This is a genomic window from Amycolatopsis sp. CA-126428 (assembly GCF_002904335.1).
In the GTDB taxonomy this organism is placed as follows: Bacteria; Actinomycetota; Actinomycetes; order Mycobacteriales; family Pseudonocardiaceae; genus Amycolatopsis.
Window position 1 is genome coordinate 12,050 of the sequence record NZ_PPHF01000082.1, and the last position, 24,430, is coordinate 36,479.

Sequence of the window (24,430 nt, forward strand, 5' to 3'; positions counted from 1 at the left end):
TCTGCCAGGGGGTGCCATGATGGGACGATGCCTTCGCGAGCGACCGTCGACGTCGAATTCGCCATCCACGTCACCCAGCCCGGGCCCGCGGCGATCTCGGTCTCCGCGGCGCACGCCGACACCGAGGAACTGCGCGTGTCCTGGCACGGGGACAGCCGGTCCGTCGAGTTCCCGCACGGCACCCGGGCCGAGGTCTTCGACCTGCCCACCGGCGAGCACCAGATCACCTACCACGCCGAGCGCGCGCTCACCGACGCCGAACCCGAGCTCGTCACGCTCGCCGACCTCGTCGTGTTCACCCGGCCGAGCCGGTACTGCCCGTCCGATCGCGTCGCCGGGCTCGTGCCGCCGGAGCTGCTCGGGATCGAAAACCCCGGGAAACAGGTCGAAGCCGTCGTCCGGCACGTCCACGAGCGACTGTCCTATGTGGTCGGTTCGAGCCGGCCCAGTGACGACGCGATCGACACCCTGCTCGCCGGCGAAGGCGTCTGCCGGGACTTCGCGCACGTCTGCATCACCCTGTGCCGGTTCCTCGACATCCCCGCCCGCTACGTCGGCGTCTACGCGCCCGGGCTCGCGCCGATGGACTTCCACGCCGTTTTCGAAGCCGCGGTCGACGGGCACTGGTACGTCTTCGACGCCACCCGGCTCGCGCCGCGGCAGACCATGCTGCGGATCTCCACCGGCCGCGACGCCGCCGACACCGCCTTCCTCGCCACGCTCGGCGGCGAGCTCGACTTCCTGGGCAGCACCATCTTCGCGACGACGGACACCGCGCTGCCCGTCGACGACGGATCCGGATTGGTCGTTCTGGGCTGATCCGCGTGTTGCCTGCGCAAAGACGGCTCAGGCTGGGTAGACAGTCTTCGTGAAGAGTTCCCCCAAGGCGCCGAGCCCCTGGGCCCGGGCGCGCGCCCGGTACCGGTGGCTGGACCACATCGCCCGCGCGACCAACCGCTACATCGAGTCCGGCGGCTACCACTACGTCGCCTCGATCACCTACTTCAGCCTGCTGTCGCTGGTGCCGCTGCTGATGGTCGCCTCGTCGGTCGCCGGGTTCGTGCTGGCCACCCAGCCGGGCCTGCTCGACACGCTGGTGCACGCGATCGTCAGCACGCTGCCCGGCGGGCTCGGCGACAAGGCCACGGAACTGCTCACCGGCTTCGTCGAGCAGCGGACCAGCGTCGGGGTGGTCGGCCTGGCCATCGGCCTCTACTCCGGCTGGAACTGGATGAACGCGCTGCGGGACTCGCTGACGGCGCTGTGGGGGCAGAACCGCTCGGACCAGTCGCTGCCGCGGCTGATCCTGGGGGACCTGCTCGCCCTGCTCGGCCTGACCGCGGCACTGCTCGTGTCGTTCACGCTCACCATCTCCGGCACCGCGCTCGGCAGCTACCTGCTCCGCCTCGTCGGTCTCGACGACACCAGCTGGGGGCACCAGCTCGTCTCGGCGTCGTCGGTGCCGCTGTCGCTGGTCGCGGACTGGCTGGTGTTCCTCTGGGTGCTCACCCGGCTGCCGCGGCAGAAGGTCGGCGTGCGCAGCGCGGTCCGCGGCGCGGTCGCCCTCGCCGTCGGGTTCGAGGTGCTGAAGCTGCTCGGCGGGTTCTACCTCCGGCTGATCGGCGACTCGCCGACCGGGATCGCGTTCGGCTCGGTCATCGGTCTCATCTTCTTCATCTCGCTGGTGGCACGGCTGCTCGTGTTCGTCACGGCGTGGACCGCGACCGGCTCGGACGCACCCCCGAAGCCGGTCCAGCCGCCGGCGCCGGTGGTGCTGGAGCCGGTCGTCGTGGTGGACCCGCCGATGGCCGTGCCCGCCACGGTCGGCGTGGTCACCGGCGTGCTCGGCACCCTGCTCGCCCTCCGCTGGCGCCGCTCCCGTCGTGAGTGAAAAAGCGCGTTCTAACCCGCTTTTCCACTCACGAGGCGGGTTTCTCCGAGCCGACCAGCCACATCGAGAAGTACTGCGACCCGCCGCCGTAGGCGTGCCCGAGCGCGCGGCGCGCGCCGTCCACCTGGTAGTCCCCGGCCCGGCCCATGACCTGCTTCGCGGCTTCGGAGAACCGCAGCATGCCGGACGCGCCGATCGGGTTGGAAGACAGCACTCCGCCGGACGGGTTGCACGGCAGCCGGCCGCCGATCGCCGTCTCGCCCTTCTCGGTGACCTTCCAGCCCTCGCCTTCGGGGGCGAAACCGAGGTTCTCCAGCCACATCGGCTCGAACCACGAGAACGGCACGTAGATTTCGGCGACGTCCACTTCGGACATCGGGTCGGTGATGCCCGCCTCGGCCCACAGCGCGGCCGCGGCCTCGCGCCCGGCCCGCGGGTTCACCTGGTCGCGGCCGGCGAACGTGGTCGGCTCGGTGCGCATCGCCGTCGCGTGGATCCACGCCGCGCCGCCTTCGACGGCGTCCCCGGCGGCCTCGTCGCCGAGCACCATCGCGCACGCGCCGTCGGACGACGGGCACGTCTCGTCGTAGCGGATCGGGTCCCACAGCATCTGCGACGCCCGCACCGACTCGACGGTGATGTCCGGCTGCCGCAGGTGCGCGAACGGATTGAGCGCGCCGTTGCGCCGGTCCTTCGCCGCGACGATGGCCCCGACGTGCTCGGGCGCGCCCGAGCGGCGGATGTAGGAGCGCACGTGCGGCGCGAAGTAGCCGCCCGCGCCGGCCCCGACCGGCATCTGGAACGGCGGCAGGATCGACAGCCCCCACATCGCGTTCGACTCGGACTGCTTCTCGTAGGCCACGGTCAGCACGCGCCGGTGCACGCCCGACTGGATGAGCGACGCCGCCACCAGTGCCGTCGAACCGCCCACCGAACCGGCGGTGTGCACGCGCAGCAGCGGTTTCCCGGTCGCGCCGAGCGAGTCGGCGAGGAACAGCTCGGGCATCATCACGCCCTCGAACAGGTCCGGGGCCTTGCCGAGCACGACGGCGTCGATGTCGGCCCATTCGACCTGGGCGTCGGTCATCGCGCGGTCGATCGCCTCGCGCAGCAGGCCCGGCATCGAGACGTCCTGCCGCTTGGCGCGGTGGTGCGTCTGGCCGGTGCCGAGCACGGCGGTGAGCTGCTTGGTCATCGGGCCTCCAGCACGGTCACCAGGTTCTGTTGCAGGGCCGGGCCGCTCGTCGCGTGGGCCACGGCCTTGCGGGATTCGCCGCGGTGGATCCGGACCGCGGCTTCGCCGATCCGGGCGAGCCCGGCGGAGAACATCGGGTTCGCGGCCAGCGCCCCGCCGGAGGGGTTGATCTTCACGCCGTCGCCGAGCCCGAGCGCGGTGCGCAGGATGAGCTCTTGGTGGGTGAAGGGGGCGTGCAGTTCGGCGAGGTCGGCGCCGTCGAGGTCCAGGGCCTTGGCCGCGGCTTCGGTGGACGGGCTCCGCGTCAAGTCGCGGGCGCCGAGCACGGGGGAGTCGACGCGGTGCTCGATGCCGGTGATCACCGCCGGTCGCTCGACGATCTCCCGCGCCCGTTCCACAGTGGACAGGACGACGACGGCGGCGCCGTCGGTGATCGGGGCGATGTCGTGCTTGCGCAACGGATTGGCGTAGTACGGCGTGTCGAGGAGTTCCGCGACGTCTTTGCCGGTCCCGCGCGCGGCCACCGCGGCGAGGTCCTTTTCGGACCAGAGCCCGGCCTCCAGGCCCAGCCGTGCCTGGATCCCGGCGATCGAAACCGAGTCCGGCCACAGCGGCGTGACGACGTACGGGTCGAGCTGCAGGGCGAGCACCCGGCGCAGCTGCCCGGCGCTGGACTTGCCGAAGCCGTAGACGAGCGCGGTCTCGACCTCGCCCATCTTGATCTTCAGCCACGCCTCGTACAGCGCCCAGGCGGCGTCCATCTCGACGTGCGACTCGTGGATCGGCGGGAACGCGCCGATCGCGTCGACGGCGGCGATGAAGGAGAACGCGCGGCCGGCCAGGTAGTCCGACGAGCCGGAGCACCAGAACCCGATGTCCTGTTTGGACAAGCCGGTCTGCGCGAAGACCTCGGCGAAGATCGGGACGAGCATCTCCACGCCGTTGGTGGTGCCTGCGGTTTCGCGGACGTTGGGGGCCTTCGCGAAGCCCGCGATCGCGACGTCTGGCATCAGGACCTCACAGGTGGTGGGCGAAGGTTTCGTAAGCCGCGTCCGGCTCGCCGGTCGGCTCGAAGTGGCTGATGTTCTCCAGCGACGTCCACCACTCCTCGCGCGGCTTCCACGCGGCGCGCACCCGCATCCCCATCTTGACGTCTTCGGCGGCGCAGCCCAGGACGAGGTGGAGGAAGGCGATGTCGGCGCCGTCGAGCAGGATGTACGCGGCGACGTACGGCGGCTTGATCCGCTGGCCGAGGAACGGGACGTTGACGATGCAGAACGTGGTGACGATGCCGGTGTCGGGCAGCTCGACCTCTTCGGTGGTCGGCACGCCATCGGTCGGGCAGGCCCCGCGCGGCGGGATGTAGACCTTGCCGCAGGCGGGGCACCGCTGGCCGATCAGCTTCCCTTCGGCGAGCCCGCGCAGGTAGGTGCTCTCCTCGGGGGAGGCGGAGTGCATGTACTTGAGATGAACCGGCGTGATGACGACACTGACCGGCGCACCCTCTTCCCGGTCGGCGACCGGGGGAGCGGGCTCGGTGGGCGTGGTGTCCTCGGCGTCCACGGGCAGGAAGTAGGCGATGTCGCGGATGTGCCCGACGACCTCGTCGGCCCAGCGCACGCGCACCCGCTGTCCACTGTGGATGTTGCCGGGCTCGCCGGCGTCGACCGCGTGGAGCATGGCGGTGTCCGCGCCGTCGAGCTTCACGAGCGCCCAGGCGAAGGGCCGGCTCAACGGCTGCCCGTCGAGAGGCTCGGGGCACCACGACCACGAGACGACGGTCCCCTCTTCGGCGACCGGCACGAACTCGCTGAGCTGTTCGGCGGTGACGGGGTCGTACTCGACCGGCGGAACGTGCACCCGGCCATCGCTGCCACGGACGCCTTCGATCCGGCGATCACGCAGCGCGGCGACGAACCGGCCGAGGACGGGCCCGGTCGAGCGGGTGTAGTCGAAGCCGACGTTCAGCGGTGCCGCTAGTGGTGTCTCGGTCACATCGTTGAGTGAAACACGTTCTTGTTGTGCCGACAAGGTGCCTCCGTGGAGCAGGTCAAGATGAATAGAACGCGTTCTCGGTCAGCGGCCCTTGAAGTCCGGCTTCCGCTTCTCCGAAAACGCCCGCGGCCCCTCCTTGGCATCCTCCGAAGCGAACACCTCGATCCCGTACTGCGAGTCCAGCTTGAACGCCTCTTCCTCGTGCAGCCCCTCGGTGTCCCGCATGGTCCGCAGGATGGCCCGCACCGCCACCGGCCCGTTCGCGTTCACCAGCTCAGCCAGCTCCAAGGCGCGAGAGAGGGCGGTACCGTCCGGCACCACGTGCCCGATCAAGCCGATGGCCAGCGCCTCCGCCGCGGTCAGGTGGCGGCCGGTCAGCAGGATGTCCGCGGCCAGCGTGTACGGGATCTGACGTGGCAGCCGGACCGCCGACCCACCCATCGGGAACAGGCCCCAGCGCGCCTCCGACACGCCGAAGCGAGCCGACGCGCCCGCCACCCGGATGTCGGTCCCCTGGAGGATCTCGGTGCCGCCCGCGATCGCCGGGCCCTCGACCGCCGCGATCAGCGGTTTCGTCAACCGGCGGCCCTTCAGGAGCCCCGGGATGCGCGAAGGGTCGAACTTGCCCGACGCGAACGACTCCGACGGCGAGTTGCGCGACATCGACTTCAGGTCCGCGCCCGCGCAGAACGCGCCGCCCGCGCCGGTCAGGATGCAGCTGCGGATCGAGTCGTCGGAGTCCACGCGGTCCCACGCGGAAACCATGATCGACATCATCTCGCCGGTGATCGCGTTGCGCGCCTCGGGCCGGTTCATCGTGACGACGAGGGTCTGCCCCTCCTGCGTCACCAGCGCGTGCGGTTCACCCACGGAAGACCTCCTGAAGGAGCAGTACCATTGCCCGGAACGATAACATGTTCTACTTTGAGGGCGTGGCACTCAACATCGCGGATCTTCTGGAGCACGCCGTCGACGCCGTGCCGGAGCGCGTCGCGGTCGTGTGCGGCGACCGGCGGGTCACCTTCGCCGAACTGGAGGCGCGGGCCAACCGGCTCGCCCACCACCTCGCCGCGCACGGCGTGGGACGCGGGTCCCACATCGGGGTCTATTCCCGCAATTCGATCGAGGCCTTGGAGGCGATGATCGCGGCGTACAAGCTGCGCGCGATCGCCGTCAACGTCAACTACCGGTACGTGCACGGCGAACTCGCCTACCTCTTCAACGACGCCGAGATCGTCGCGCTCGTCCACGAACGCAGCTACGCCGGCAAGGTCGCCGCGGTGCTGCCGGAGGCGCCGAAACTGAAACACGTTGTCGTGATCGACGACGGCAGTGACGGCGACTACGAGAGCTACGGCGGCGTCGACTACGAATCCGCGCTGGCGGCCCAGAGCCCCGAGCGCGATTTCGAGGAGCGCAGCAACGACGACCTCTACATCCTCTACACCGGCGGCACCACGGGCTACCCGAAGGGCGTGCTCTGGCGGCAGGAGGACGTCTGGCGCGCGCTCGGCGGCGGGATCAACTTCGTCACCGGCGAGTACATCCCGGACGAGTGGACGCTCGCCGAGCAGGGCAAGGCCGGGAGCCTGACCCGGCTGCCCGCCGCGCCGCTGATCCACGGCGCCGCGCAGTGGGCCGCGTTCGGGGCGCTGTTCACCGGCAGCCCCGTCGTCTTCGTGCCCCGCTTCGACGCCCACGAGATCTGGAAGGCCGTGCAGGAGCACCAGGTCCAGGTCCTCACGATCGTCGGCGACGCGATGGCGCGGCCGCTCATCGAGGCCTTCCGCGAGGGGGACTACGACGCGTCGTCGATCGTCGCCGTCTCGAGCCACGCCGCGCTGTTCTCGCAGTCGGTGAAGCAGGAGTTCGTCGAGCTCGTGCCGCACGCCGTGATCACCGACGCCATCGGCTCGTCGGAGAGCGGCTTCACCGGCATCGGCATGGTGGCCAAGGGCTCCGACCACAGCGCCGGCCCGCGGGTCAGCTTCGGCAAGGACGCCATCCTGCTCGACGACGACGGCAACCTCGTCGAAAAGAAGCCGGGTGCGGTCGGCCTGATCGGCCGCCGCGGGCACGTCCCGCTCGGCTACTACGGCGATCCCGAGAAGAGCAAGAAGATCTTCGTCGAGGTCGACGGCGTCCGTTATGTCGTCCCGGGCGACTACGCCCGCTACGAGGAGGACGGCACCGTCACGCTGCTCGGGCGTGGCTCGCAGTGCGTCAACACCGGCGGCGAGAAGGTCTACCCGGAAGAGGTCGAAGGGGCGCTCAAGTCCCACCCCGACGTCTTCGACGCGCTCGTCATCGGCGTCCCGGACGAGCGGCTCGGCCAGCGCGTCGCCGCCGTCGTCCAGCTCCGGGAGGGCGCCGAAGGAGACCTGACGGCGATCGAAGAGCACGTCCGCGGCGAGATCGCCGGCTACAAGGTGCCGCGGACGGTCTGGCTGGCCGGCGAGATCGGCCGTTCGCCCAGCGGCAAGCCGGACTACCCGTGGGCCCAGCGCTACGCCGCCGAGCACGAACCGGCCGCGGCCAAGCCCGTCTGAGGAGGACAACACCGTGCGGACACCCCTGTGCGACCGGCTCGGCATCGACCTGCCGATCGTCGGGTTCACCCCGTCGGAGCACGTCGCCGCGGCACTCAGCCGCGCCGGCGGGCTCGGCGTGCTCGGCTGCGTGCGGTTCAACGACGCCGCCGAGCTCGACCGGGTGCTCACCTGGATGGACGAGAACACCGGCGGGAAACCGTACGGCGTCGACATCGTCATGCCGGCCAAGGTGCCCGCCGAGGGCACGCAGGTCGACCTGGCGAAGCTCATCCCGGACGGGCACCGCGCGTTCGTCGACCGCGTCCTGAAGGAGCTCTCGGTCCCGCCCCTGCCGGACGACACCGACGAGCGCGCGGGGGTGCTCGGCTGGCTGCACTCGGTCGCCCGCTCGCACGTCGAGGTCGCGCTGAACCACCCGATCAAGCTGATCGCCAACGCGCTCGGCTCGCCGCCGGTGGACGTGATCGGCCAGTGCCACGACAAGGGCGTCCCGGTCGCGGCGCTCGCCGGGAAGGCCGAGCACGCCGTGCGGCACGTCGAGAACGGCGTCGGCTTCGTGGTGGCGCAGGGCTACGAAGCCGGCGGGCACACCGGCGAGATCGCGTCCATGGTGCTGGTGCCGGAGATCGTCGACGCGGTCGACGTGCCGGTGCTCGCCGCGGGCGGAATCGGTTCCGGCCGCCAGATGGCCGCGGCGCTCGCCCTCGGCGCGTCCGGCGTCTGGATGGGGTCGATGTGGCTGGCCACCGAGGAGTACCTGCAGACGATGGGCGAATCGGTGGCGATGCAGCAGGCGCTCGTCGCGGCGACGTCGTCGGACACCGTGCGGACGCGGATCTACACCGGCAAGCCGGCCCGGCTGCTGAAGACCCGCTGGACCGAGGCGTGGGCGGCGGCGGACGCGCCCGAGCCGTTGCCGATGCCGCTGCAGAACCTGCTCGTTTCCCCGGCCCACAACCGGATCCACGCGGCGAACGACCCGAGCGTGGTGTCGATGCCGGTCGGGCAGATCGTCGGCCGGATGAACCGGGTCCGCCCGGTGGCCGACGTCGTCGCCGAGCTCGTCGCCGGCTACGAAGAAGCGCTTTCCCGCCTGGACAAGACCCGCTGAACTGGAGAAAAGGGGCCCCGCCGCGGCGGGGCCCCCTTTCTCGTGCGTGAACGGTTACAGCGAGGCGGCGGCCGCGGCGATCTTCGACGCGAACGTGCTCACCTCGGTGTAGACGCCGGGGGCGTGCGCCCGGGCGCAGCCGTCACCCCAGCTGACGATGCCGACCTGGATCCAGGCGCCTGCGTTGTCCCGGCGGAACATCGGGCCGCCGGAGTCGCCCTGGCAGGTGTCGACGCCGCCGGAGGCGAGGTTGCCCGCGCAGATCTCGGCGCTCGGGATGAGGTCGGGGTAGCTGCCGCCCTGGGCGGCGCAGGTGGCGTCGTCGACGAACGGGACCGTCGCCTTGAGCAGGTACCGCTGCTGCGAGCCGCCTTCGCGGGCCGCGCCCCAGCCGGCCACGGTGAACGTGCCGGTGTTGTACGCGCTGGTCGTCGCGATCGGCATCGTCGCCAGCCCGCTCACCGGGCTGGCCAGCTTGATCAGCGCCCAGTCGCCGCCGGTCGAGGAGCCGTAGGTGGGGGACTGGTAGACGTAGGTCGAGCGGATCTTTTGCGCGCTGGAGCTCTGCAGGTCGACCACGCCCACGGTGGCGGTGATCGAGGTGTTCGAACCCGTCCGGCTGACGCAGTGCGCCGCGGTCAGGACGATCTGCTTGGTGTAGAGCGCCCCGCCGCAGCCCATGGAAAGCCGCACCATGAACGGGAATTCGCCCTGGGCGGCCCGGGTGCCGCCGACGACGTCGGTGGACGGCGGCTGGGCGGCGGTGGCGATCGCCGGGGTGGCGAACGCCGCGGCCGCGGCGACCGCGGCCAGCGTGGTGGTGGCGTTTCTGAGCAGGGTGAACCAGCGCTTGGGAACCAAGGGGATCAGTCCTTCCAGTGTCCACAGTGGAAGCCGTTGCCGTCGGCGGCCCTCATGACTACACCAGGTGATCAAGACCGGGACAACCGACTTTCTTCGGATCTTTCGGGCGGTTGGGTGATTTCTCACCGGCGCATCCGGCGAACGCCGTAGGCCGAACCGCCGAGCAACAACGCGACGCAGCCCGCGAGCACCGACGGCAGCGGCAGGCTGAAGGCGAGCACCACGCACCCGGCGAGGCCGAGGACGGCGACCGGCAGCGCCTTCCCGCGCAAGGTGAGGGCGGCGGCGTTGGCGATGGCGTAGTACGTCAGGACGGCGAAGGACGAGAAGCCGATCGCGGCGCGCAGGTCGATCGTCGCGGCGAGCACGGCGACGACGAGCCCGACGGCGAGCTCCGCCCGGTGCGGTACCTGGTAGCGCGGGTGCACGGCGGCGAGGAAGCGGGGGAGGTGGCCGTCGCGGCTCATCGCCAGCGTCGTGCGCGAGACGCCGAGGATGAGCGCGAGCAGCGAGCCGAGCGCGGCGACGGCCGCGCCCACCCGGACGACCGGGGCGAGCCACCCCGGGACGGCCGCGGCGATGGGGTCCGGGCTCGCGGCGAGCGCGGCGGGCCCGAGCCGGACGAGCAGCAGCACGGCCAGCGCGGCGTAGACCACGAGGGTGATGCCGAGGGCCAGCGGGATGGCCCGGGGGATCGTGCGGGCCGGGTCGCGCACCTCCTCGCCGAGGGTGGCGAGCCGCGCGTACCCGGCGAAGGCGAAGAAGAGCAGCCCGGCCGCTTCGAGCACGCCGCCGCCACCCGGCCAGGCGACGAGCGGGCCGCCGGCGGACGGCCCGGCGGCCATCGCCACGCCCGAGACCGTGAGCACGAGCAGGGTGCACGACACGATCACCCGGGTGGCGAGCGCCGACCGGTGCACGCCGAAGTAGTTGACGGCGGTGAGCGCGGCGACCACCGCGACGGCGAGCAGGCTCCGCCACGGCTGCCCGAGCCCGGGTGCGGCGTAGGCGACGACGGTCAGCGTCATCGCGGCGCAGCTGGCGGTCTTCCCGGTGACGAATCCCCAGCCGGCCAGGTAGCCCCAGAATTCACCGAGCCTTTCCCGGCCGTAAACGTAGGTGCCCCCCGATTCCGGGTAAATCGCGGCGAGCCGCGCCGACGACGTCGCATTGCCGTAAGCGATGACGGCCGCGAGCACCAAGGCGATGAGCAATCCGCCCCCCGCGGCGCGCGCCGCCGGGGCGAACGCGGCGAACACGCCGGCCCCGATCATCGAGCCCAGGCCGAGGAAAACGGCGTCGGCGAGGCCGAGCCGGCGGGTGAGGGAAGTCGGGGGCATCCGGGTGATCCTCCAGCGGTCGGCCGTGTTGCGCGCCACAGCGAACCACGGCGGACGAAGAACCGAATAGGGTCGATTCCGTGCCTGCCCCTTCGCACCATTCCCGCCTGTCCGCCGACGGTCCCGTCCTCGACGGGATTCCCGAACACGGCCGTGTCCCGCGTTACTACGCGGTCAAGGTCGAACTGCTGGCGGTGATCGCGGAACTCGGCGAAGGAGCGGTGCTGCCCACGGAACGGGAATTGTGCGAGCGGTTCGAAGTGTCGAGGGCGACGGTACGGCAGGCGGTCGCGGAGCTGGTGCTCGAGGGCCGCCTCAGCCGCCGCCAGGGGAGCGGCACGTACATCGCCGGCCCGAAGCTCGTCCAGCCGCTGGCCACGGAGAGCCGGCGGCGGCCGGGCATCCGGCCGGGCCGCCGCGCGATCACCCTGGAGCGGCGCGTGGCGGGCAGCGCACTGGGTGCCGACCTGCAGGTGCCGTCGGACGCCGAGGTGTTCCACCTCGAGCGGGTCCTGCTGGCCGGCGAGGAGCGCGTCGGGCTCGAGTCGACATATCTCCTGGCGTCGCGGTGCCCCGACCTGCTCGACGCGTTCGCCCCGGATCAACCGTTGAGCGAGCAGCTCGGCGTAGAGCCGGCCGGGGCGGAGGAGCGGGTCGAAACGGTGCTCGCCACGCCGCGCGAGGCGATGCTGATCGGGACGAACCCGGCGCTGCCGATGCTGCTGACCCACCGGATCTCGTGGGGCCCGGACGGAGTGCCGTTCGAGCGGGTGCGGTCGCTCTACCGCGGCGACCGGCTGAGCTTCACGACCCGCCTGGGCCGCGCCGCCGCCCATCGGTGACCCGATGCAACCCGGTGGGGGTCCACTCCGTCTGGCAGGTATGCGTACCACGGTGAAACTGCTGGGCGCGGGCCTGCTGCTGCTCACGGCAACGGCCTGCGCCGCGAATTCCGGCGCCGGCGCCCCGGCGGGCACCAGCTCGGCGCCCACCACGTCCACGAGCGTGCCCGGGACCGTGACGCCCACCCTCGGCCCGTCATCGTCCCCGGCGGCCGGCCGGCCGCCGTCCCAGACGGCCGGCCGGCCGACGCAGGGCATCGCGCCGGGCGACGACGTCGTCGCCGAGACCCAGGTCGACGCCCGCGGGCTGCCCGAGGGCTACCCGCGCAGCCTCACCCGCAGCCTCGACGGCCGGACCCTGATCCTGCAGGCCGAGGAGGGCGGCTGCCGCCGCGTCTCGGCGCGCGTCAGCGAGCAGACCGCGCAGCAGGTGGTCGTGCTGGTCGCCGTGGCGTCGGCGCCCAAGGGCCAGATGTGCCCGGACTACATCAAGGAGATCAAGGTGCCGCTCGCCCTCGTGGCGCCGCTCGGCACGCGCACGGTCGTGCTCCGCCAGGGCTGACCCCCGGACGCTGGGAGGGCGGCCCCGGGATGCCCGGGACGCCCTCCCGGACCATTCCGGTGCAACCCCGCGCCGCCCCCGTTCCGTCTTGGGGGCATGAGGTACTCAGCGAAGGTGGTCGGGACAGGCGCACTCCTGCTGATGGTGACGGCCTGCGCCGGCCAGGACATGCCCACCAACCGGCCCGGGGGATCGACCGGCAGTGTGTCGGTGCCCGCACCGGCGTCGCCGTCGCCGAGTGGATCGGTGCTGCCGGCGCCGCCCGAGCCCAACCCGCCCGGCAAGCCCCGGCTGACCGTGCCCGAGGGCAGCACCCAGGTGCCGGCGGGCCAGCTCGACGCGACCGCGCTGCCCGCCGGGTTCCCGCGCGAGGTGTGGACGGCCAACGGCGGCACGGTCCTCAACATCCGCGCCCAGGAAGGCGGCTGCGGGCACGCGCTCGGCGAAGCGGCCGAACAGGCGGGCGACCACGTCGTCGTCAACCTGAGCGAGACGAAGGCCCAGACCAATCAGATGTGCACGATGGACATCCGGTACCCGGTGATCTCGGTCGCCCTCGCCGCGCCGCTCGATCAGCGCATGGTGGTGCTGAAGACCACGCCGCCGAAGTAAACCGCCGCGCCGCGGCCCCCGGGAAACCGCCCCGGGGGCCGCTTGCTGTCCGCAGTGGACGATTGCCCGCCGGTGGTCCGGACCACGAGACGCCGGTGGTCCGGTTCGTCGAAGTTGTCGAAAATTGTCAGGGCTCCCGCTGAACCGCCGCCGTGACCCCGGCCGTGTCCAGGAGTGAGGTGGCGATCAGAGAGGAGGGGCCCATGCCCCGGTTGAGCAGTGGCCGGCACCGCAAGCAGGCGACCGTCGGAATGGCCGCGTTGCTGGGTGTCGCCGGCATCACCGCGACCGCCATCGCGCTGAGCAGTCCCGCGGGCAACGCGGCCGAAGCGCCCAAGGAGAACTGCGGTGGACTCGACACCGCGTTGCAGAACAACCTGAACTTCATCGCGGGCCAGCAGGCGAACCCGGACGCGCAGTCGGCCGCGCGGATCACCAACCGGCAGGCCGTGGTGGACCTGATCCAGCAGCGGCGGCAAGTGGCGGGCTGCACGGCGAACGTCGCGGCCGACAACGGTCAGGCCGCCGCGGCCCCGGGGAACTCCGGCAACGCGCCGGGCAAGGCGCAGGCGCCCGGGCAGCAGAAGAAGCAGGAGCAGCCGGCCGCCGGCGCGGGCGCGGCGGTGGGCCAGGTCGTGTGTCCCGGCTCGACCGTGACGCTGTCGGGCGAGGGCGGTGCGCCGGCCGCGTCGAGCAACCAGTTCCCGGCCGGGACGAAGCTCAAGGTGACCAACCTGGACAACTCGAAGTCCACCACGGTGTCGGTGACGTCGGTGTCGGGCAGCTGCACGCTGCTCAACAACGCGGCCTTCGAACAGGTCCGGGAGCCCGGCAAGTTCCTCATCCGGCGCGCGCGGATCGAGCGCGTCGGCTGAGCGAGGAGGGGACACCGGCGGCGGGCCGGTGTCCCCTTCCCTTGCTCCCTAACGGAAACTGATCTGCAGCACCGGATCGCCGGTGCTGGCGAAGAAGTCGTTGCCCTTGTCGTCGATGACGATGAACGCCGGGAAGTCCTCGACCTCGATCTTCCAGACGGCTTCCATGCCGAGCTCGGCGTACTCGAGCACGTCGACCTTCTTGATGCAGTCCTGCGCGAGCCGCGCCGCCGGGCCGCCGATCGAGCCGAGGTAGAACCCGCCGTGCGCCTGGCACGCGGCGGTCACCTGCTTCGAGCGGTTTCCCTTGGCCAGCATGACGAGTGAGCCGCCGGCGGCCTGGAACTGCTCGACGTAGGAGTCCATCCGCCCGGCCGTGGTCGGGCCGAACGAACCGGACGCGTAGCCCTCGGGCGTCTTCGCCGGGCCCGCGTAGTAGACCGGGTGGTCCTTCAGGTAGTCCGGCATCTCCTCGCCGGCGTCGAGGCGCTCGGCGATCTTGGCGTGCGCGATGTCCCGCGCGACGACCAGCGGCCCGGTGAGCGAAAGCCGCGTCTTGACCGGCAGCTGCGAGAGCTGCGCGCGGATCTCGGCCATCGGCCGGTTGAGGTCGACGGTGACGACGTCGTCGGAGAGGTCTTCCTCGGTGACGTCGGGCAGGAAGCGGGCCGGGTCGCGCTCGAGCTGCTCGATGAACACCCCGTCGGCGGTGATCTTGGCCTTGGCCTGCCGGTCGGCGGAGCACGAGACGGCGATGCCGACCGGGCAGCTCGCGCCGTGCCGGGGGAGGCGGATGACCCGGACGTCGTGGCAGAAGTACTTCCCGCCGAACTGCGCGCCGATGCCGAACTGCCGGGTCATCTCCAGCACCTGCTGCTCGAGGTCCGGATCGCGGAAGGCGTGCCCCAGTTCGGAGCCCTCCTGCGGCAGCGTGTCGAGGTAGCGGGCGGAGGCGAGCTTCGCGACCTTGAGGTTGAACTCGGCCGACATCCCGCCGACGACGATCGCGAGGTGGTACGGCGGGCAGGCGGCGGTGCCGAGGCTGCGCAGCTTCTCGTCGAGGAACCGCGCGAGCCGCTTCGGGTTCAGGACGGCCTTGGTCTCCTGGTAGAGGAACGTCTTGTTGGCGCTGCCGCCGCCCTTGGCCATGAAGAGGAACTCGTAGGCCGGGTTTTGCTGCCCGTCTTTGTGGTACAGCTCGATCTGCGCGGGCAGGTTGGTGCCGGTGTTGCGCTCGTCCCAGAAGTTGACCGGCGCCATCTGCGAGTACCGCAGGTTCAGCTGCTGGTAGGCGTCGAAGATGCCCTGCGAGAGGGCGCGCTCGTCGTCACCGCCGGTGAGCACGCCTTCGCCGCGCTTGCCGATGACGATGGCGGTCCCGGTGTCCTGGCACATGGGCAGCACCCCGCCGGCGGAGATGGCGGCGTTGCGCAGCAGGTCCATGGCGACGAACCGGTCGTTGCCACTGGCTTCGGGGTCGTCGACGATGGCGCGCAGCTGCTGCAGGTGTGACGTGCGCAACAGGTGCTGGATGTCGGTGATGGCGGTGCGCGCGAGGGTGGTCAGCGCTTCCGGGGCGATCTTCAGAAAGGTGCGCCCGGCGGCTTCGACGGTCTCGACGCCTTCGTCGGTGACCAACCGGTATTCGGTGGTGGTGTCCTTGCCCAGCGGCAGGACTTCGGTGTGCTGAAACGGGGTGGACGGCACTTGCCAGGCTCCTTTGCCAGCTCCGGGATCGGTCCACCCTACGCAGGTGCGGCGGCCACGCCGAAGAGGTATGTGGTCACTGTGGGCCACCCCACGCGTCTTTCGTGGGCCCACCACCCCGAAGCCCGATTGTGACTACGGACGGTGGTACCGCGTCAAGGCGGGAAAGGTGCCTTGACCCGGCACCACCGTCCGCGTTCTGGCTTCGGATCGGGGTGGTGGGGGAGGGCGGGGTGGGGTGCCGGTGATGCCGTTTGCGGCCGTTCGGCATCCAGGTACGCGGGCCGACCGTCTGGGTACGCGGGCCGACCGTCTGGGTACGCGGGCCGACCGTCTGGGTACGCGGGCCGACTGTCTGGGTACGCGGGCCGACTGGCTGGGTACGAGCCTTGGCTGGCCGGGTGCGCTGCTGCGGGAAGCTGGTCGGGAGGCCGGGTCCACCCCGACGGACCCGACCTCCCGGGGAAAGCTCCCGGATGCGTGCACACCCGGTCGCGAGGCCTGCGCCGGCACTTCGAAGGCTGTCGTGACGCAGGTCATAAGTCAACGCCGCCGAACGGGTGCTGGCGGAGGGTTGCTACCCAGGCCCGTGAAGGGTGAAACCCGGTTTTCGTGGGAGATTTTCGCGACTGGCCGAACGCCTGGTCAGCGAGGTGCGGAAATGACCGAGGGCGGGTGCACATGGTGCACCCGCCCTCGGACGAGAAGTGATCAGCTGGCGTAGGCGCGGAGCCGGTCCGCGCGCTCGCCCTGGCGCAGCTTCGACATGACCTCGCGCTCGATCTGGCGGACGCGCTCGCGGGACAGCCCGAAGTGCTTGCCGATCTGGTCGAGCGTGCGCGGCTGGCCGTCGTCGAGGCCGTAGCGCAGGCGGATCACGTGCTGCTCGCGGTCGTCCAGCGTCGCCAGCACCCGGCGCAGGTCGTCCTGCAGCAGGCCCGAGATCACGGCGCTCTCGGCGTCGGTGGCCTCGGAGTCCTCGATGAAGTCGCCCAGCGGGGCGTCCTCCTCCGCGCCGACCGGCATGTCCAGGCTTACCGGGTCACGCGAGTGGTCGAGCAGGTCCGAGATCTTGTGCGCCGGGATGCCCGACTCGGCCGCCAGCTCCTCGTGCGTCGCGTCGCGGCCGAGCTGCTGGTGCAGGTCGCGCTTGATGCGGGCCAGCTTGTTCACCTGTTCCACCAGGTGGACGGGCAGCCGGATGGTGCGGCCCTGGTCGGCCATGCCCCGGGTGATGGCCTGCCGGATCCACCAGGTGGCGTAGGTCGAGAACTTGAACCCCTTGGAGTAGTCGAACTTCTCCACCGCGCGGATGAGACCCAGGTTCCCCTCCTGGATCAGGTCGAGCAGCGGCATCCCCCGGCCGGTGTAGCGCTTGGCGAGCGAGACCACCAGGCGGAGGTTCGCCTCCAGCAGGTGGTTCTTCGCCACGTGGCCGTCGCGGACCAGCGCGGCCAGCTCGGTGCGGCGCTTGGCCGTGAGCTCCTCGGCCGTGTCCAGCATGTGCTGGGCGAACACGCCGGCTTCGATGCGCTTCGCCAGCTCGACCTCGTCGGCCGCGGACAGCAGGGCCGTCTTGCCGATGCCGTTGAGGTAGACGCGGACGAGGTCGGCGGCGGGGCTCTGGGCGTCGAGGTCGGCGTCGGTGAGCGTCCCCACGCTCATCAGCGGCTCCTCGGTCGCCTGAGCCGGGATACGCTCGCGAATCCCGCGCGACTCGCGTTCGAGAGTCTGGACTGACATTCTGCCTCCCCGGTCACGGGCTGAACGTGCTGCTGCGGTCGTCCACCGGTGTGCGCACCCGCGCACCGAGGCCTGTGGATCCCGGTACGCCGGTCCGGCCGGCTTGGCTGGACATCTGGCACAACGCTCCGGGTTCCCAAAACGTTCCCGGCTCGTCATAGGAGAAGACGGCTGCCGGAGCGATCCGGTTGCTCAACCAATGCTGAGCTTTTGCTGAGAACGTTCCGTGACCGGGGAACCTGAGAATTCCCTATGAATCCGGTCAGAAACTGAACCGGATTTCAGTGGTCTAGACCTCTACTAAAACCGTGAACGGACCGTCGTTGACGCTCGAGACCGCCATCATGGCCCCGAAACGGCCCGTCGCCACCGTGGCACCGCGGCCGCGCAGCTCGGCCACGACGGCGTCCACCAACGGCTCCGCGACCTCCGGCCGGGCGGCCTGCGTCCACGACGGCCGCCGCCCTTTCTTCGTGTCGCCGTAGAGCGTGAACTGGCTCACCACGAGCAGCGGTGCATTCGCGGTGGCGCATGATTCCTCGTCGCGCAACACCCGCAGTTCGTGCAGTTTGCGCGCCATCGTGACGGCCTTCGCGGTGTCGTCATCGACGTGAATTCCCAGCAGCACAAGCAATCCCGGCTCGTCGATCGCGCCGACGACCTCGCCGCCGACGGTGACGTCCGCCCGCGTGACGCGGGCCGCGACCGCCCTCACCGGCCCGCCGGGACGAGCATGCCGTGCCGGACGAGCTCCCGGACGACGGGCAGCGCGGCGGCCGCCAGCTCCTCGGACGACAGGCCCTGCGCCGCCGCGAGCAGCTCGATCAGGTCCTCCAGGGGCAGCGCGCCGCGGCACCCGGCCAGCAGCCGCGTGGCCAGTTCGTCCACCTCGTGCTGCCAGCCCGGGCCGTCGGTGCGGTGCAGCCGCCGGATGGACGTCGCCCAGCCTTCGTCACCGGGTTCCTCGACGCTTTCGAGCAGAACCGTGTCGGGCACCACAAATCGGACATCGAGCAGCGAATCACCCGATTCGCGCAGCCATTCCACGCGGTCCAGCCAGCCCGCCGCTTCCGGGCCCAGCGGGTCGTCGTACGCCTGCCGCAGGTCCTCGCACACGACGGTGGGTGTCCGCCCGGACGCGCGCCGCAGCGTGACGAACCCGAAGCCGATGCCCCGCACGTCGTTGGCGGCGAACCAGTCGAGCCACGCCGCCGCCTTCGCCCGGCCCTCCGGCGAGCGTGGGTCGAGGCCCGCGTCCCGCAGCCACGTGCCGACGTAGAGGGCCGGGTCGGCGACGTCGCGCTGCACGAACCAGGCGTCGGTCTCGGCGGGCAGCCAGCGGCTCACCCGGTCGGCCCAGTCCTCGCGGGAAGTGTGCAGCCACGAAGCGAGCAGGTGCCCGGTGCCGCCGTCGTTCAGGAACCCCGGCAGCTGCCGCACGACCAGCGCGCTCGCGTCGTCGCCGGCCAGCCCGGAGTCGCGGTAGGTGTAGTCGACGCGGGCCGGGCCGACCACGAACGGCGGATTGCACACGACCTGGTCGAACTTCCGCCGCGCGACCGGCGCGAACCACTCCCCGCGGACCAGCTCCACGTCCAGCTCGTTCAGCCGGAAGGTCGCCGCGGCCAGGGTCAGGGCCCGCGCGGAGACGTCGGTCGCGGTGACGCGCCCGGCGTGCCGGGTCGCGTGCAGCGCCTGCACGCCGTTGCCGGTGCCCAGGTCGAGCAGGGTGCCGACCGGGCGGCGGCTGGTCGCGCGGATCAGCGACAGCGACGCGTGGCCGACGCCGAGCACGTGGTCCTCGGGCACGGTGGTGCCGAGCACGTCGGCGTCGAGGTCGGACACGACCCACCACGAGCCCTCTTCGTCGCCGTGCGGCCGGATGTCCAGCGCGGCCCGGTAGCCGCCGTCGGCCGCCGAAAGCACCCCGGCGGAGACGGCGTCCTCGGGCGCGAGCGGCGCGAAAGCGGCCTTGACCGCGGTCTCCGGCTCGGTGCCGCCCAGCAGGAACAGCCGGATCAGCGTGCCGAGGTCCCCCGCGTCCCGGCTCGCGCGTTCGGCCGGCACCGGCTCGCCGCGGCCCAGCGCCGCGTGCGCGGCTCCGCCGAGGGCGGCCACCACGCCGTCGGCGTCGTAGGAAGTGCGCCGGAAGGCCTCGCGCAGCCGCGCGCAGACGTCGTCGGACAGGTCGGGCAGTACGCTTCGCGTGCTCACGGTGGGTAATGCTGCCACGATGGCCCCCGTGACCCTTGAACGCGTCCTCGCCCCGCTCGACGCGGCGCTGCCCGAGCTCGAAGCGCTGTACATCGACCTCCACCGGCACCCGGAGCTGTCGTTCGCCGAGATCCGGACGGCCGCCGAGCTGGCCCGGCGGCTGGAGGGCGACGGCTACGAGGTGCACACCGGCATCGCCGGCACCGGCGTGCTGGGCGTGCTGCGCAACGGCGAGGGGCCCACCGTGCTGCTGCGGGCCGACATCGACGCGCTGCCGGTCGAGGAGAAGACCGGGCTGTCCTACGCCAGCACGGTCCGCGGCACCGACGAGCACGGCAACGACGTCCCCGTCATGCACGCCTGCGGGCACGACATGCACGCCACCTGGCTGTCGGGCGCCGCCGCGCTGCTCGCGAAGGGCCGCGACACCTGGGCCGGCACGCTGCTGGTGGTGTTCCAGCCGGGGGAGGAGGGCGCGGGCGGCGCCGTGGCGATGGTCCGCGACGGCCTGTTCGACGTCGCGGGGAAGCCGGACGTCGTGTTCGGGCAGCACCTGGTCCCCGGCCCGGCCGGCTGGGTGCTCACCCGGCCCGGCGTGATCATGGCCGCCACCGACACGCTGCGCGTCACCCTGCACGGCCGCGGGGGCCACGGCTCGCGCCCGGAGACCACCGTCGACCCGGCCGTGCTGGCCGCGTCCGTGGTGCTCAAGCTGCAGACGATCGTGTCGCGCGAGATCGCCGCCACCGACTCGGCCGTGGTCACGGTCGGTTCGCTGCACGTGGGCACCGCGAGCAACGTGATCGCCGACGACGCCGTGCTGGAAGTCAACGTCCGGTCGTTCGACCAGGCCGTGCGCGAGCGCGTGCTGGCCGCGGTCGAGCGGATCGTCAACGGCGAGGCGGCGACGGCCGGCGCGCCGAAGCCGCCGGAAATCGTCCGGTCCGGCTCGTACCCGATCACCGAAAACGACGAAGCCGCCAACGACGCGCTCACCGAGGTCTTCCGCGGCCACTTCGGCACCGACGTGGTGCTGCCGGCGCCGCTGATCACCGGCAGTGAGGACTTCAGCGAGTTCGGCCGCGCGGCCGGCGTGCCGTCGGTGTTCTGGCTGGTCGGCGGCTTCGACCCGCAGACGGTGATCACCGCGATGACCGAGGGCCGGTTCGAGCGCGACATCCCGTCCAACCACTCGCCGCGGTTCGCGCCGCTCCTGCACCCGACCTTGCGCACGGGCATCGAAACCCTGGTGCTGGCCGCGTTGAGCAAGTTGCGTCACCCCGGTGTCGGATGAACCCCGCAAGTGGGACGATGGACAGCGGAGGTGGTGCAGTGACCATGCCCGCCAACGACTCGGACCCGGTGCTGATCACCGCGGCAGCCCCGTCGTACGAACAGCAGCTCGCCACGCGCAAACGCAAGTACGTGATCATGATGGGCTGCCGCATCCCGTGCCTGATCGCGGCCGGGCTGACCTACCACGTGTGGTGGCTGGCGCTGGGCTTCCTGGCGATCTCGGTACCGCTGCCGTGGATCGCGGTGCTGATCGCCAACGACCGCCCGCCCCGCAAGTCCGAGCAGGTCAACACCTACCGGCGCGAGGCGACGGCGATCGAGGGCACCACCCACCGCGTCATCGACGGCTGAACCCCACCGCGGGTCGTGAGTGGTAAGGCGGGTTAGAACCCGCCTTACCACTCACGACGGCTGGGGGCCCACCTTCCCGACGGCCAGCGCGCCCAGCCGTGTCCCGTGCCGCAGGACGTCCACAGTGGACTCCCCGGCCAGCCAGCCGGTGAGCACGCCCGCGTCGAAGGCGTCGCCCGCGCCGGTCGAATCGACGCACTCCGCCTCGACCGCGGGCACGCTCGTGACGCCGCCCGCGTCGACCCAGCTGGCCCCGCCGAGCCCGGCGGTGACGACCACCGCGCCGACCGTGCCGAGCAGTTCCTTCGCCGACACCGGGTCGGCCGAACCGGTCAGCGCGACCAGCTCTTCGGTGTTCGGCATCAGCAGGTCGACCCCGCGGACGTCGGCCAGGAACGCGGCCGGGTCGGTGATGTGCGCGGCGGCCTGCGGGTCGACCGACGTGGTCAACCCGGCTTCCTTGGCCGCGGCCAGTGCGGCCAGACCGGCGGCGCGCGACGGCGGGTCGAGCAGCACGTACCCCGAAAGGTGCAGGTGGCTCGCGCCGGACAGGGCCTCGAGGGTGACGTCCCCGGGCGCGAAGCGCTGGTTCGCGCCGCGGTCGGCCAGCATGCTGCGCTGCCCGGACCCGTCGACCATGACGACGACGCAGCAGGTGGGCGCCTCGGGGTCGACGGAGAACGCGCACCGCACGCCCGCCGCCTGCAGTTCGGCCTTGATCAGCCGGCCGCCCGGGTCGTCGCCGATCCGCGCGAGCAGCGTCGTCTCCGCGCCGAGGTGCCGCAGCCACAGCGCCGTGTTGGCGCCCGCGCCGCCGCCGGTGAAGCGGATCTTCGCGCGGGCATCGCCGCCGTGCGGCAACGGCTTGTCGTGCCGGGCGATCACGTCGAGGGCCGCGTCACCGACCACCACGATCCCCCTCATGCCAGCGCCACCGCGACCTCGGTGGCCAGCTTCGCGTTGTTCAGCACCAGCGCTTCGTTCGCGTCGATGCTGACCCCGCCGCTCGCGGTGTGGAAGTGCTCCAGCAGCCCCGGGGTGACTTCGGCGCCGTGCACGTTGCGCTCCTCGACGAGCGCGAGGCCCTCGGCGAGCAGCCGGTCGTGCAGTTCTTTGTCCATTTCGGACGCTTCCGGGATCGGGTTCGCCAGCAGGACGCCGGAATTCGCGTACGCGCGGTGCGCGTCGATGACCGCGGCGGCCTGCTTCGGGTCGTCGACCCGCCAGCCGACCTGGTGCCCCGACGAGCGCAGGTAGAACGCCGGGAAGTCGCCGGTGCGGTAGCCGAGCACCGGCACCGAGTTCGTCTCGAGGACTTCGAGGGTGGCCGGGATGTCGAGCACCGACTTCACGCCGGAGCAGACGACCACGGTCGGCACCTTCGCCAGCACGCCGAGGTCCGCCGAGATGTCCCAGCTCTGCGCGGCGCCGACGTGCACGCCGCCGAGCCCGCCGGTGGCGAACATCCCGATCCCGGCCGCGGCGGCCAGCGCCGACGTGCTCGCCACGGTCGTCGCGCCGGAGCGGCCGAGGCCGACGGCCGGGCCGAGGTCGCGCAGCGAGAGCTTGTCGAGCCCGGCGTCCGGGGCGCAAACGCGCTCGAGTTCGGCGGGGGAGAGGCCGACGACGACCCGGCCGTCGAGCACCGCGATCGTGGCCGGGACGGCCCCGCCGTCGCGGACCACGCCTTCGAGGCGGCGGGCGACGTCGAGGTTGCGGCCCGGCGGCAGGCCGTGGGACAGGATGGTGCTCTCCAGCGCGACGACGGGGTGCCCGTCACGCAGCGCCGAGGCGACCTCTTCGTGCAGGGAGAGTGCGGTAGTCACGAGGGACCATCATCGGTGATCGCCTCGCGCGCGGCGCCAGTGGGTCAGCTCGGCGGTCAGGTTCTTTCCGGCGGCGCTCGCCCAGCGTGTTCTCGCGGTTTCACTGCGGTAGAGCGGCCGGGACAGCAGGCGCTCGAGGACGGCGATGCGCCCTTCGCGCCAGACGTCGTCGGGGTACTTCGCGTACTCCTCGCGCACGCCGCGGGCGTACTCCGCGTACTGCTCTTCGGGCGCTCCGAGGATGGCGAGGTCGGCGTCGAGGAGGGCGGTGGCCAGGAGGTCGTCCGGCGGTGCGTCGTGCTTGATCGTGGTGAGGATCAGGCCTTCGACGCGCTCGACGTGCGCCGCGGCCACCCCCGCCAGGGCTTCGCGAGCCCAGGCGGCGCTGGCGCGTTCGTCTTCGCCGGGCTTCGCGTCGTAGACGACGTCGTGCGTCCAGGCCGCGACGGCGAGGATCGCGCGGTCGGTCTCCCCGAGGCCCGCCGCCAGCCACGCGGAGTCGCGCGCGACGGCGGCCGCGTGGGTGAGCGTGTGGTAGCGGCGGTGGGGCTCGGCGTACCGGGCTTCGAGCCGCGGCCAGGCCTCGGGTTCGCCGCCGAGCGCGGCCACCGCGTCGTGCCACCGCATCAGTCGAAGATCCCGCGGGGCCGCGCCACCTGGTCGAGCCAGTCCTCGAGCTGCTTCTCCCACTGCACGTCCGGCCGCACGGTGAACATCCCGAGGAAGTCCTGGCCGCGGCCGCCGAACCCGCCGCTCTTGCTCACGCGGACCCGCTTGGTGACCTCCAGCACGACGTCGGTGCGCTCGGCCGACGTCAGGAAGGTGACCGCGACCTGGGCGAAGACGCCGGCGAAGCGCGGCGAAGGCGTGAAGCGGATCTCCTGGAAGAACGGCAGCTGCTGGCGGGCGCCGTCGACCCGGCCCTGCTCGAGGACCGCCTCGCGGAAGGTGAAGCCGAGCCGGCTCAGCGCGTCGAGGATCCGCTTCTGCGCCGGCAGCGGTTCGATCGCGACGGCGTCGGCGTCGAACGGGTCGCTGACCGCGGCGGCCAGGTCGAGCTCGGCCCGGACGCCGACCGCCGTGCCGGTCAGCGGCTTGGCGTAGACGCTGGTCACCGGCGTCTCCCAGGGCAGCGGCACCTCGAACGGCACCCGGATCCGCTGCCCGGCCCGGATGACTTCGCTGCCGACCAGCTGCCGGGTCTCGAACGGGAGGTCTTCGGTCCGGTCGCCGGGCACCTGGACGCGGGCCAGCAGCGTGACGGCGAGCCCCTTGATCTCCTGGTCGACCTCGCCGCCGAGCAGCAGCACCTCGCCGTGCAGCGGGTGGCCGGGAGCGGCGGTGGACTCCAGCAGGCGGGCGTCGATCCGCGCTCCGCCCGAGCCGAACGTCGCGAGCACCTTTTGGAACATGCGGCCGATCCTGCCAGGCCGAGGGGCCGATCGCGGGAGGTT

24 protein-coding genes are annotated in these 24,430 nt (G+C 71.7%); 10 read left to right on the forward strand and 14 right to left on the reverse strand.

What is annotated here, in order from left to right; all coding sequences use genetic code 11:
- Nucleotides 1-27: 27 nt before the first annotated feature.
- Nucleotides 28-819: a transglutaminase-like domain-containing protein gene (locus C2L58_RS22635; protein WP_103339622.1), complete on the forward strand. Its 792-nt coding sequence runs from the start codon at nucleotides 28-30 to the stop codon at nucleotides 817-819.
- A gap of 49 nt (nucleotides 820-868) precedes the next feature.
- On the forward strand, nucleotides 869-1,891 hold the full coding sequence (locus C2L58_RS22640) for a YhjD/YihY/BrkB family envelope integrity protein (protein ID WP_103339623.1): 1,023 nt from the start codon (nucleotides 869-871) through the stop codon (nucleotides 1,889-1,891).
- 28 nt (nucleotides 1,892-1,919) lie between these two features.
- Here C2L58_RS22640 and C2L58_RS22645 read toward each other — a convergent pair whose 3' ends face one another.
- The 4 genes from C2L58_RS22645 to C2L58_RS22660 form a co-directional block, all read right to left on the reverse strand.
- Nucleotides 1,920-3,086: a thiolase domain-containing protein gene (locus tag C2L58_RS22645; RefSeq protein WP_103339624.1), complete on the reverse strand. Its 1,167-nt coding sequence runs from the start codon at nucleotides 3,084-3,086 to the stop codon at nucleotides 1,920-1,922.
- Nucleotides 3,083-4,096, reverse strand: coding sequence for a thiolase domain-containing protein (locus C2L58_RS22650; RefSeq protein WP_103339625.1), 1,014 nt, complete (start codon nucleotides 4,094-4,096; stop codon nucleotides 3,083-3,085). Before C2L58_RS22650 ends, C2L58_RS22645 begins: the two co-directional genes overlap by 4 nt.
- Nucleotides 4,097-4,103: 7 nt before the next feature.
- Nucleotides 4,104-5,081 (reverse strand): Zn-ribbon domain-containing OB-fold protein, encoded by a 978-nt coding sequence (locus C2L58_RS22655; protein WP_103339626.1) that lies wholly within the window; start codon nucleotides 5,079-5,081, stop codon nucleotides 4,104-4,106.
- 81 nt (nucleotides 5,082-5,162) lie between these two features.
- Nucleotides 5,163-5,951 (reverse strand): crotonase/enoyl-CoA hydratase family protein, encoded by a 789-nt coding sequence (locus C2L58_RS22660; protein WP_103339627.1) that lies wholly within the window; start codon nucleotides 5,949-5,951, stop codon nucleotides 5,163-5,165.
- Nucleotides 5,952-6,013: 62 nt separating this feature from the next.
- Between C2L58_RS22660 and C2L58_RS22665 the strand changes: the two genes are divergently transcribed.
- Together C2L58_RS22665 and C2L58_RS22670 are read left to right on the forward strand one after the other, a co-directional pair.
- Complete coding sequence (locus C2L58_RS22665; RefSeq protein WP_199191385.1) at nucleotides 6,014-7,630, forward strand: acyl-CoA synthetase; 1,617 nt, start codon at nucleotides 6,014-6,016, stop codon at nucleotides 7,628-7,630.
- Nucleotides 7,631-7,643: 13 nt separating this feature from the next.
- Nucleotides 7,644-8,744, forward strand: a complete 1,101-nt coding sequence (locus C2L58_RS22670; RefSeq protein ID WP_103339629.1) for an NAD(P)H-dependent flavin oxidoreductase — start codon at nucleotides 7,644-7,646, stop codon at nucleotides 8,742-8,744.
- Between the two features lie 54 nt (nucleotides 8,745-8,798).
- On the opposite strand, the gene C2L58_RS22675 is transcribed toward C2L58_RS22670, so the two are convergent.
- Nucleotides 8,799-9,605, reverse strand: coding sequence for a S1 family peptidase (locus C2L58_RS22675; protein ID WP_103339630.1), 807 nt, complete (start codon nucleotides 9,603-9,605; stop codon nucleotides 8,799-8,801).
- Between the two features lie 125 nt (nucleotides 9,606-9,730).
- Nucleotides 9,731-10,948, reverse strand: a complete 1,218-nt coding sequence (locus tag C2L58_RS22680; RefSeq protein ID WP_199191386.1) for an APC family permease — start codon at nucleotides 10,946-10,948, stop codon at nucleotides 9,731-9,733.
- Between the two features lie 80 nt (nucleotides 10,949-11,028).
- Here C2L58_RS22680 and C2L58_RS22685 point away from each other — a divergent pair, with 80 nt between their 5' ends.
- From C2L58_RS22685 to C2L58_RS22700, 4 genes are all read left to right on the forward strand, one after another.
- Complete coding sequence (locus tag C2L58_RS22685; RefSeq protein ID WP_103339632.1) at nucleotides 11,029-11,790, forward strand: GntR family transcriptional regulator; 762 nt, start codon at nucleotides 11,029-11,031, stop codon at nucleotides 11,788-11,790.
- A 40-nt stretch (nucleotides 11,791-11,830) separates the two neighbouring features.
- On the forward strand, nucleotides 11,831-12,352 hold the full coding sequence (locus C2L58_RS22690) for a hypothetical protein (RefSeq protein WP_233225864.1): 522 nt from the start codon (nucleotides 11,831-11,833) through the stop codon (nucleotides 12,350-12,352).
- 96 nt (nucleotides 12,353-12,448) lie between these two features.
- On the forward strand, nucleotides 12,449-12,964 hold the full coding sequence (locus C2L58_RS22695) for a hypothetical protein (protein ID WP_233225865.1): 516 nt from the start codon (nucleotides 12,449-12,451) through the stop codon (nucleotides 12,962-12,964).
- A 203-nt stretch (nucleotides 12,965-13,167) separates the two neighbouring features.
- Nucleotides 13,168-13,839, forward strand: a complete 672-nt coding sequence (locus tag C2L58_RS22700) for a hypothetical protein (protein ID WP_103339634.1) — start codon at nucleotides 13,168-13,170, stop codon at nucleotides 13,837-13,839.
- A 48-nt stretch (nucleotides 13,840-13,887) separates the two neighbouring features.
- Here the strand turns inward: C2L58_RS22700 and C2L58_RS22705 are convergent, their stop codons facing one another.
- The 4 genes from C2L58_RS22705 to C2L58_RS22720 form a co-directional block, all read right to left on the reverse strand.
- Nucleotides 13,888-15,546: a fumarate hydratase gene (locus C2L58_RS22705; protein WP_103339635.1), complete on the reverse strand. Its 1,659-nt coding sequence runs from the start codon at nucleotides 15,544-15,546 to the stop codon at nucleotides 13,888-13,890.
- Nucleotides 15,547-16,257: 711 nt separating this feature from the next.
- Nucleotides 16,258-17,289, reverse strand: a complete 1,032-nt coding sequence (locus tag C2L58_RS22710; RefSeq protein ID WP_103339636.1) for a sigma-70 family RNA polymerase sigma factor — start codon at nucleotides 17,287-17,289, stop codon at nucleotides 16,258-16,260.
- A gap of 289 nt (nucleotides 17,290-17,578) precedes the next feature.
- Entirely contained in the window at nucleotides 17,579-18,004 is a 426-nt protein-coding gene (dtd, locus tag C2L58_RS22715; RefSeq protein ID WP_103339637.1) for a D-aminoacyl-tRNA deacylase, read from the reverse strand.
- Nucleotides 18,001-19,503, reverse strand: a complete 1,503-nt coding sequence (locus C2L58_RS22720; protein WP_199191387.1) for a DUF7782 domain-containing protein — start codon at nucleotides 19,501-19,503, stop codon at nucleotides 18,001-18,003. Before C2L58_RS22720 ends, dtd begins: the two co-directional genes overlap by 4 nt.
- A 28-nt stretch (nucleotides 19,504-19,531) precedes the next feature.
- On the opposite strand from C2L58_RS22720, the gene C2L58_RS22725 reads away from it, so the two are divergent.
- Entirely contained in the window at nucleotides 19,532-20,797 is a 1,266-nt protein-coding gene (locus tag C2L58_RS22725; protein WP_103339638.1) for an amidohydrolase, read from the forward strand.
- A 17-nt stretch (nucleotides 20,798-20,814) separates the two neighbouring features.
- Nucleotides 20,815-21,150, forward strand: a complete 336-nt coding sequence (locus tag C2L58_RS22730; RefSeq protein ID WP_199191388.1) for a DUF3099 domain-containing protein — start codon at nucleotides 20,815-20,817, stop codon at nucleotides 21,148-21,150.
- 51 nt (nucleotides 21,151-21,201) lie between these two features.
- Here the strand turns inward: C2L58_RS22730 and C2L58_RS22735 are convergent, their stop codons facing one another.
- From C2L58_RS22735 to C2L58_RS22750, 4 genes are read right to left on the reverse strand one after another with little or no spacing between them, the layout of a single operon-like run.
- Nucleotides 21,202-22,074, reverse strand: coding sequence for a carbohydrate kinase family protein (locus C2L58_RS22735; protein WP_199191389.1), 873 nt, complete (start codon nucleotides 22,072-22,074; stop codon nucleotides 21,202-21,204).
- A complete protein-coding gene (locus C2L58_RS22740) occupies nucleotides 22,071-22,976 on the reverse strand; it encodes a pseudouridine-5'-phosphate glycosidase (RefSeq protein ID WP_103339641.1) in 906 nt (301 codons plus the stop codon). The genes C2L58_RS22735 and C2L58_RS22740 overlap by 4 nt, the downstream gene beginning before the upstream one ends.
- A 9-nt stretch (nucleotides 22,977-22,985) precedes the next feature.
- Nucleotides 22,986-23,603 (reverse strand): HD domain-containing protein, encoded by a 618-nt coding sequence (locus C2L58_RS22745; protein WP_103339642.1) that lies wholly within the window; start codon nucleotides 23,601-23,603, stop codon nucleotides 22,986-22,988.
- Entirely contained in the window at nucleotides 23,603-24,388 is a 786-nt protein-coding gene (locus C2L58_RS22750; RefSeq protein ID WP_103339643.1) for a sporulation protein, read from the reverse strand. The genes C2L58_RS22745 and C2L58_RS22750 overlap by 1 nt, the downstream gene beginning before the upstream one ends.
- Between the last annotated feature and the right edge of the window lie 42 nt (nucleotides 24,389-24,430).

What these genes read in the sequence shown, in the direction of transcription:
- C2L58_RS22650 (WP_103339625.1), bottom strand. Translation starts at nt 4,096, where the DNA reads ATGCCAGACGTCGCGATCGCGGGCTTCGCGAAGGCCCCCAACGTCCGC.
- C2L58_RS22695 (WP_233225865.1), top strand. Translation starts at nt 12,449, where the DNA reads ATGAGGTACTCAGCGAAGGTGGTCGGGACAGGCGCACTCCTGCTGATG.
- C2L58_RS22680 (WP_199191386.1), bottom strand. Translation starts at nt 10,948, where the DNA reads ATGCCCCCGACTTCCCTCACCCGCCGGCTCGGCCTCGCCGACGCCGTT.
- C2L58_RS22645 (WP_103339624.1), bottom strand. Translation starts at nt 3,086, where the DNA reads ATGACCAAGCAGCTCACCGCCGTGCTCGGCACCGGCCAGACGCACCAC.
- C2L58_RS22635 (WP_103339622.1), top strand. Translation starts at nt 28, where the DNA reads ATGCCTTCGCGAGCGACCGTCGACGTCGAATTCGCCATCCACGTCACC.
- C2L58_RS22735 (WP_199191389.1), bottom strand. Translation starts at nt 22,074, where the DNA reads ATGAGGGGGATCGTGGTGGTCGGTGACGCGGCCCTCGACGTGATCGCC.
- C2L58_RS22750 (WP_103339643.1), bottom strand. Translation starts at nt 24,388, where the DNA reads ATGTTCCAAAAGGTGCTCGCGACGTTCGGCTCGGGCGGAGCGCGGATC.
- C2L58_RS22700 (WP_103339634.1), top strand. Translation starts at nt 13,168, where the DNA reads ATGCCCCGGTTGAGCAGTGGCCGGCACCGCAAGCAGGCGACCGTCGGA.
- C2L58_RS22730 (WP_199191388.1), top strand. Translation starts at nt 20,815, where the DNA reads ATGGACAGCGGAGGTGGTGCAGTGACCATGCCCGCCAACGACTCGGAC.
- C2L58_RS22745 (WP_103339642.1), bottom strand. Translation starts at nt 23,603, where the DNA reads ATGCGGTGGCACGACGCGGTGGCCGCGCTCGGCGGCGAACCCGAGGCC.
- C2L58_RS22710 (WP_103339636.1), bottom strand. Translation starts at nt 17,289, where the DNA reads ATGTCAGTCCAGACTCTCGAACGCGAGTCGCGCGGGATTCGCGAGCGT.
- C2L58_RS22690 (WP_233225864.1), top strand. Translation starts at nt 11,831, where the DNA reads ATGCGTACCACGGTGAAACTGCTGGGCGCGGGCCTGCTGCTGCTCACG.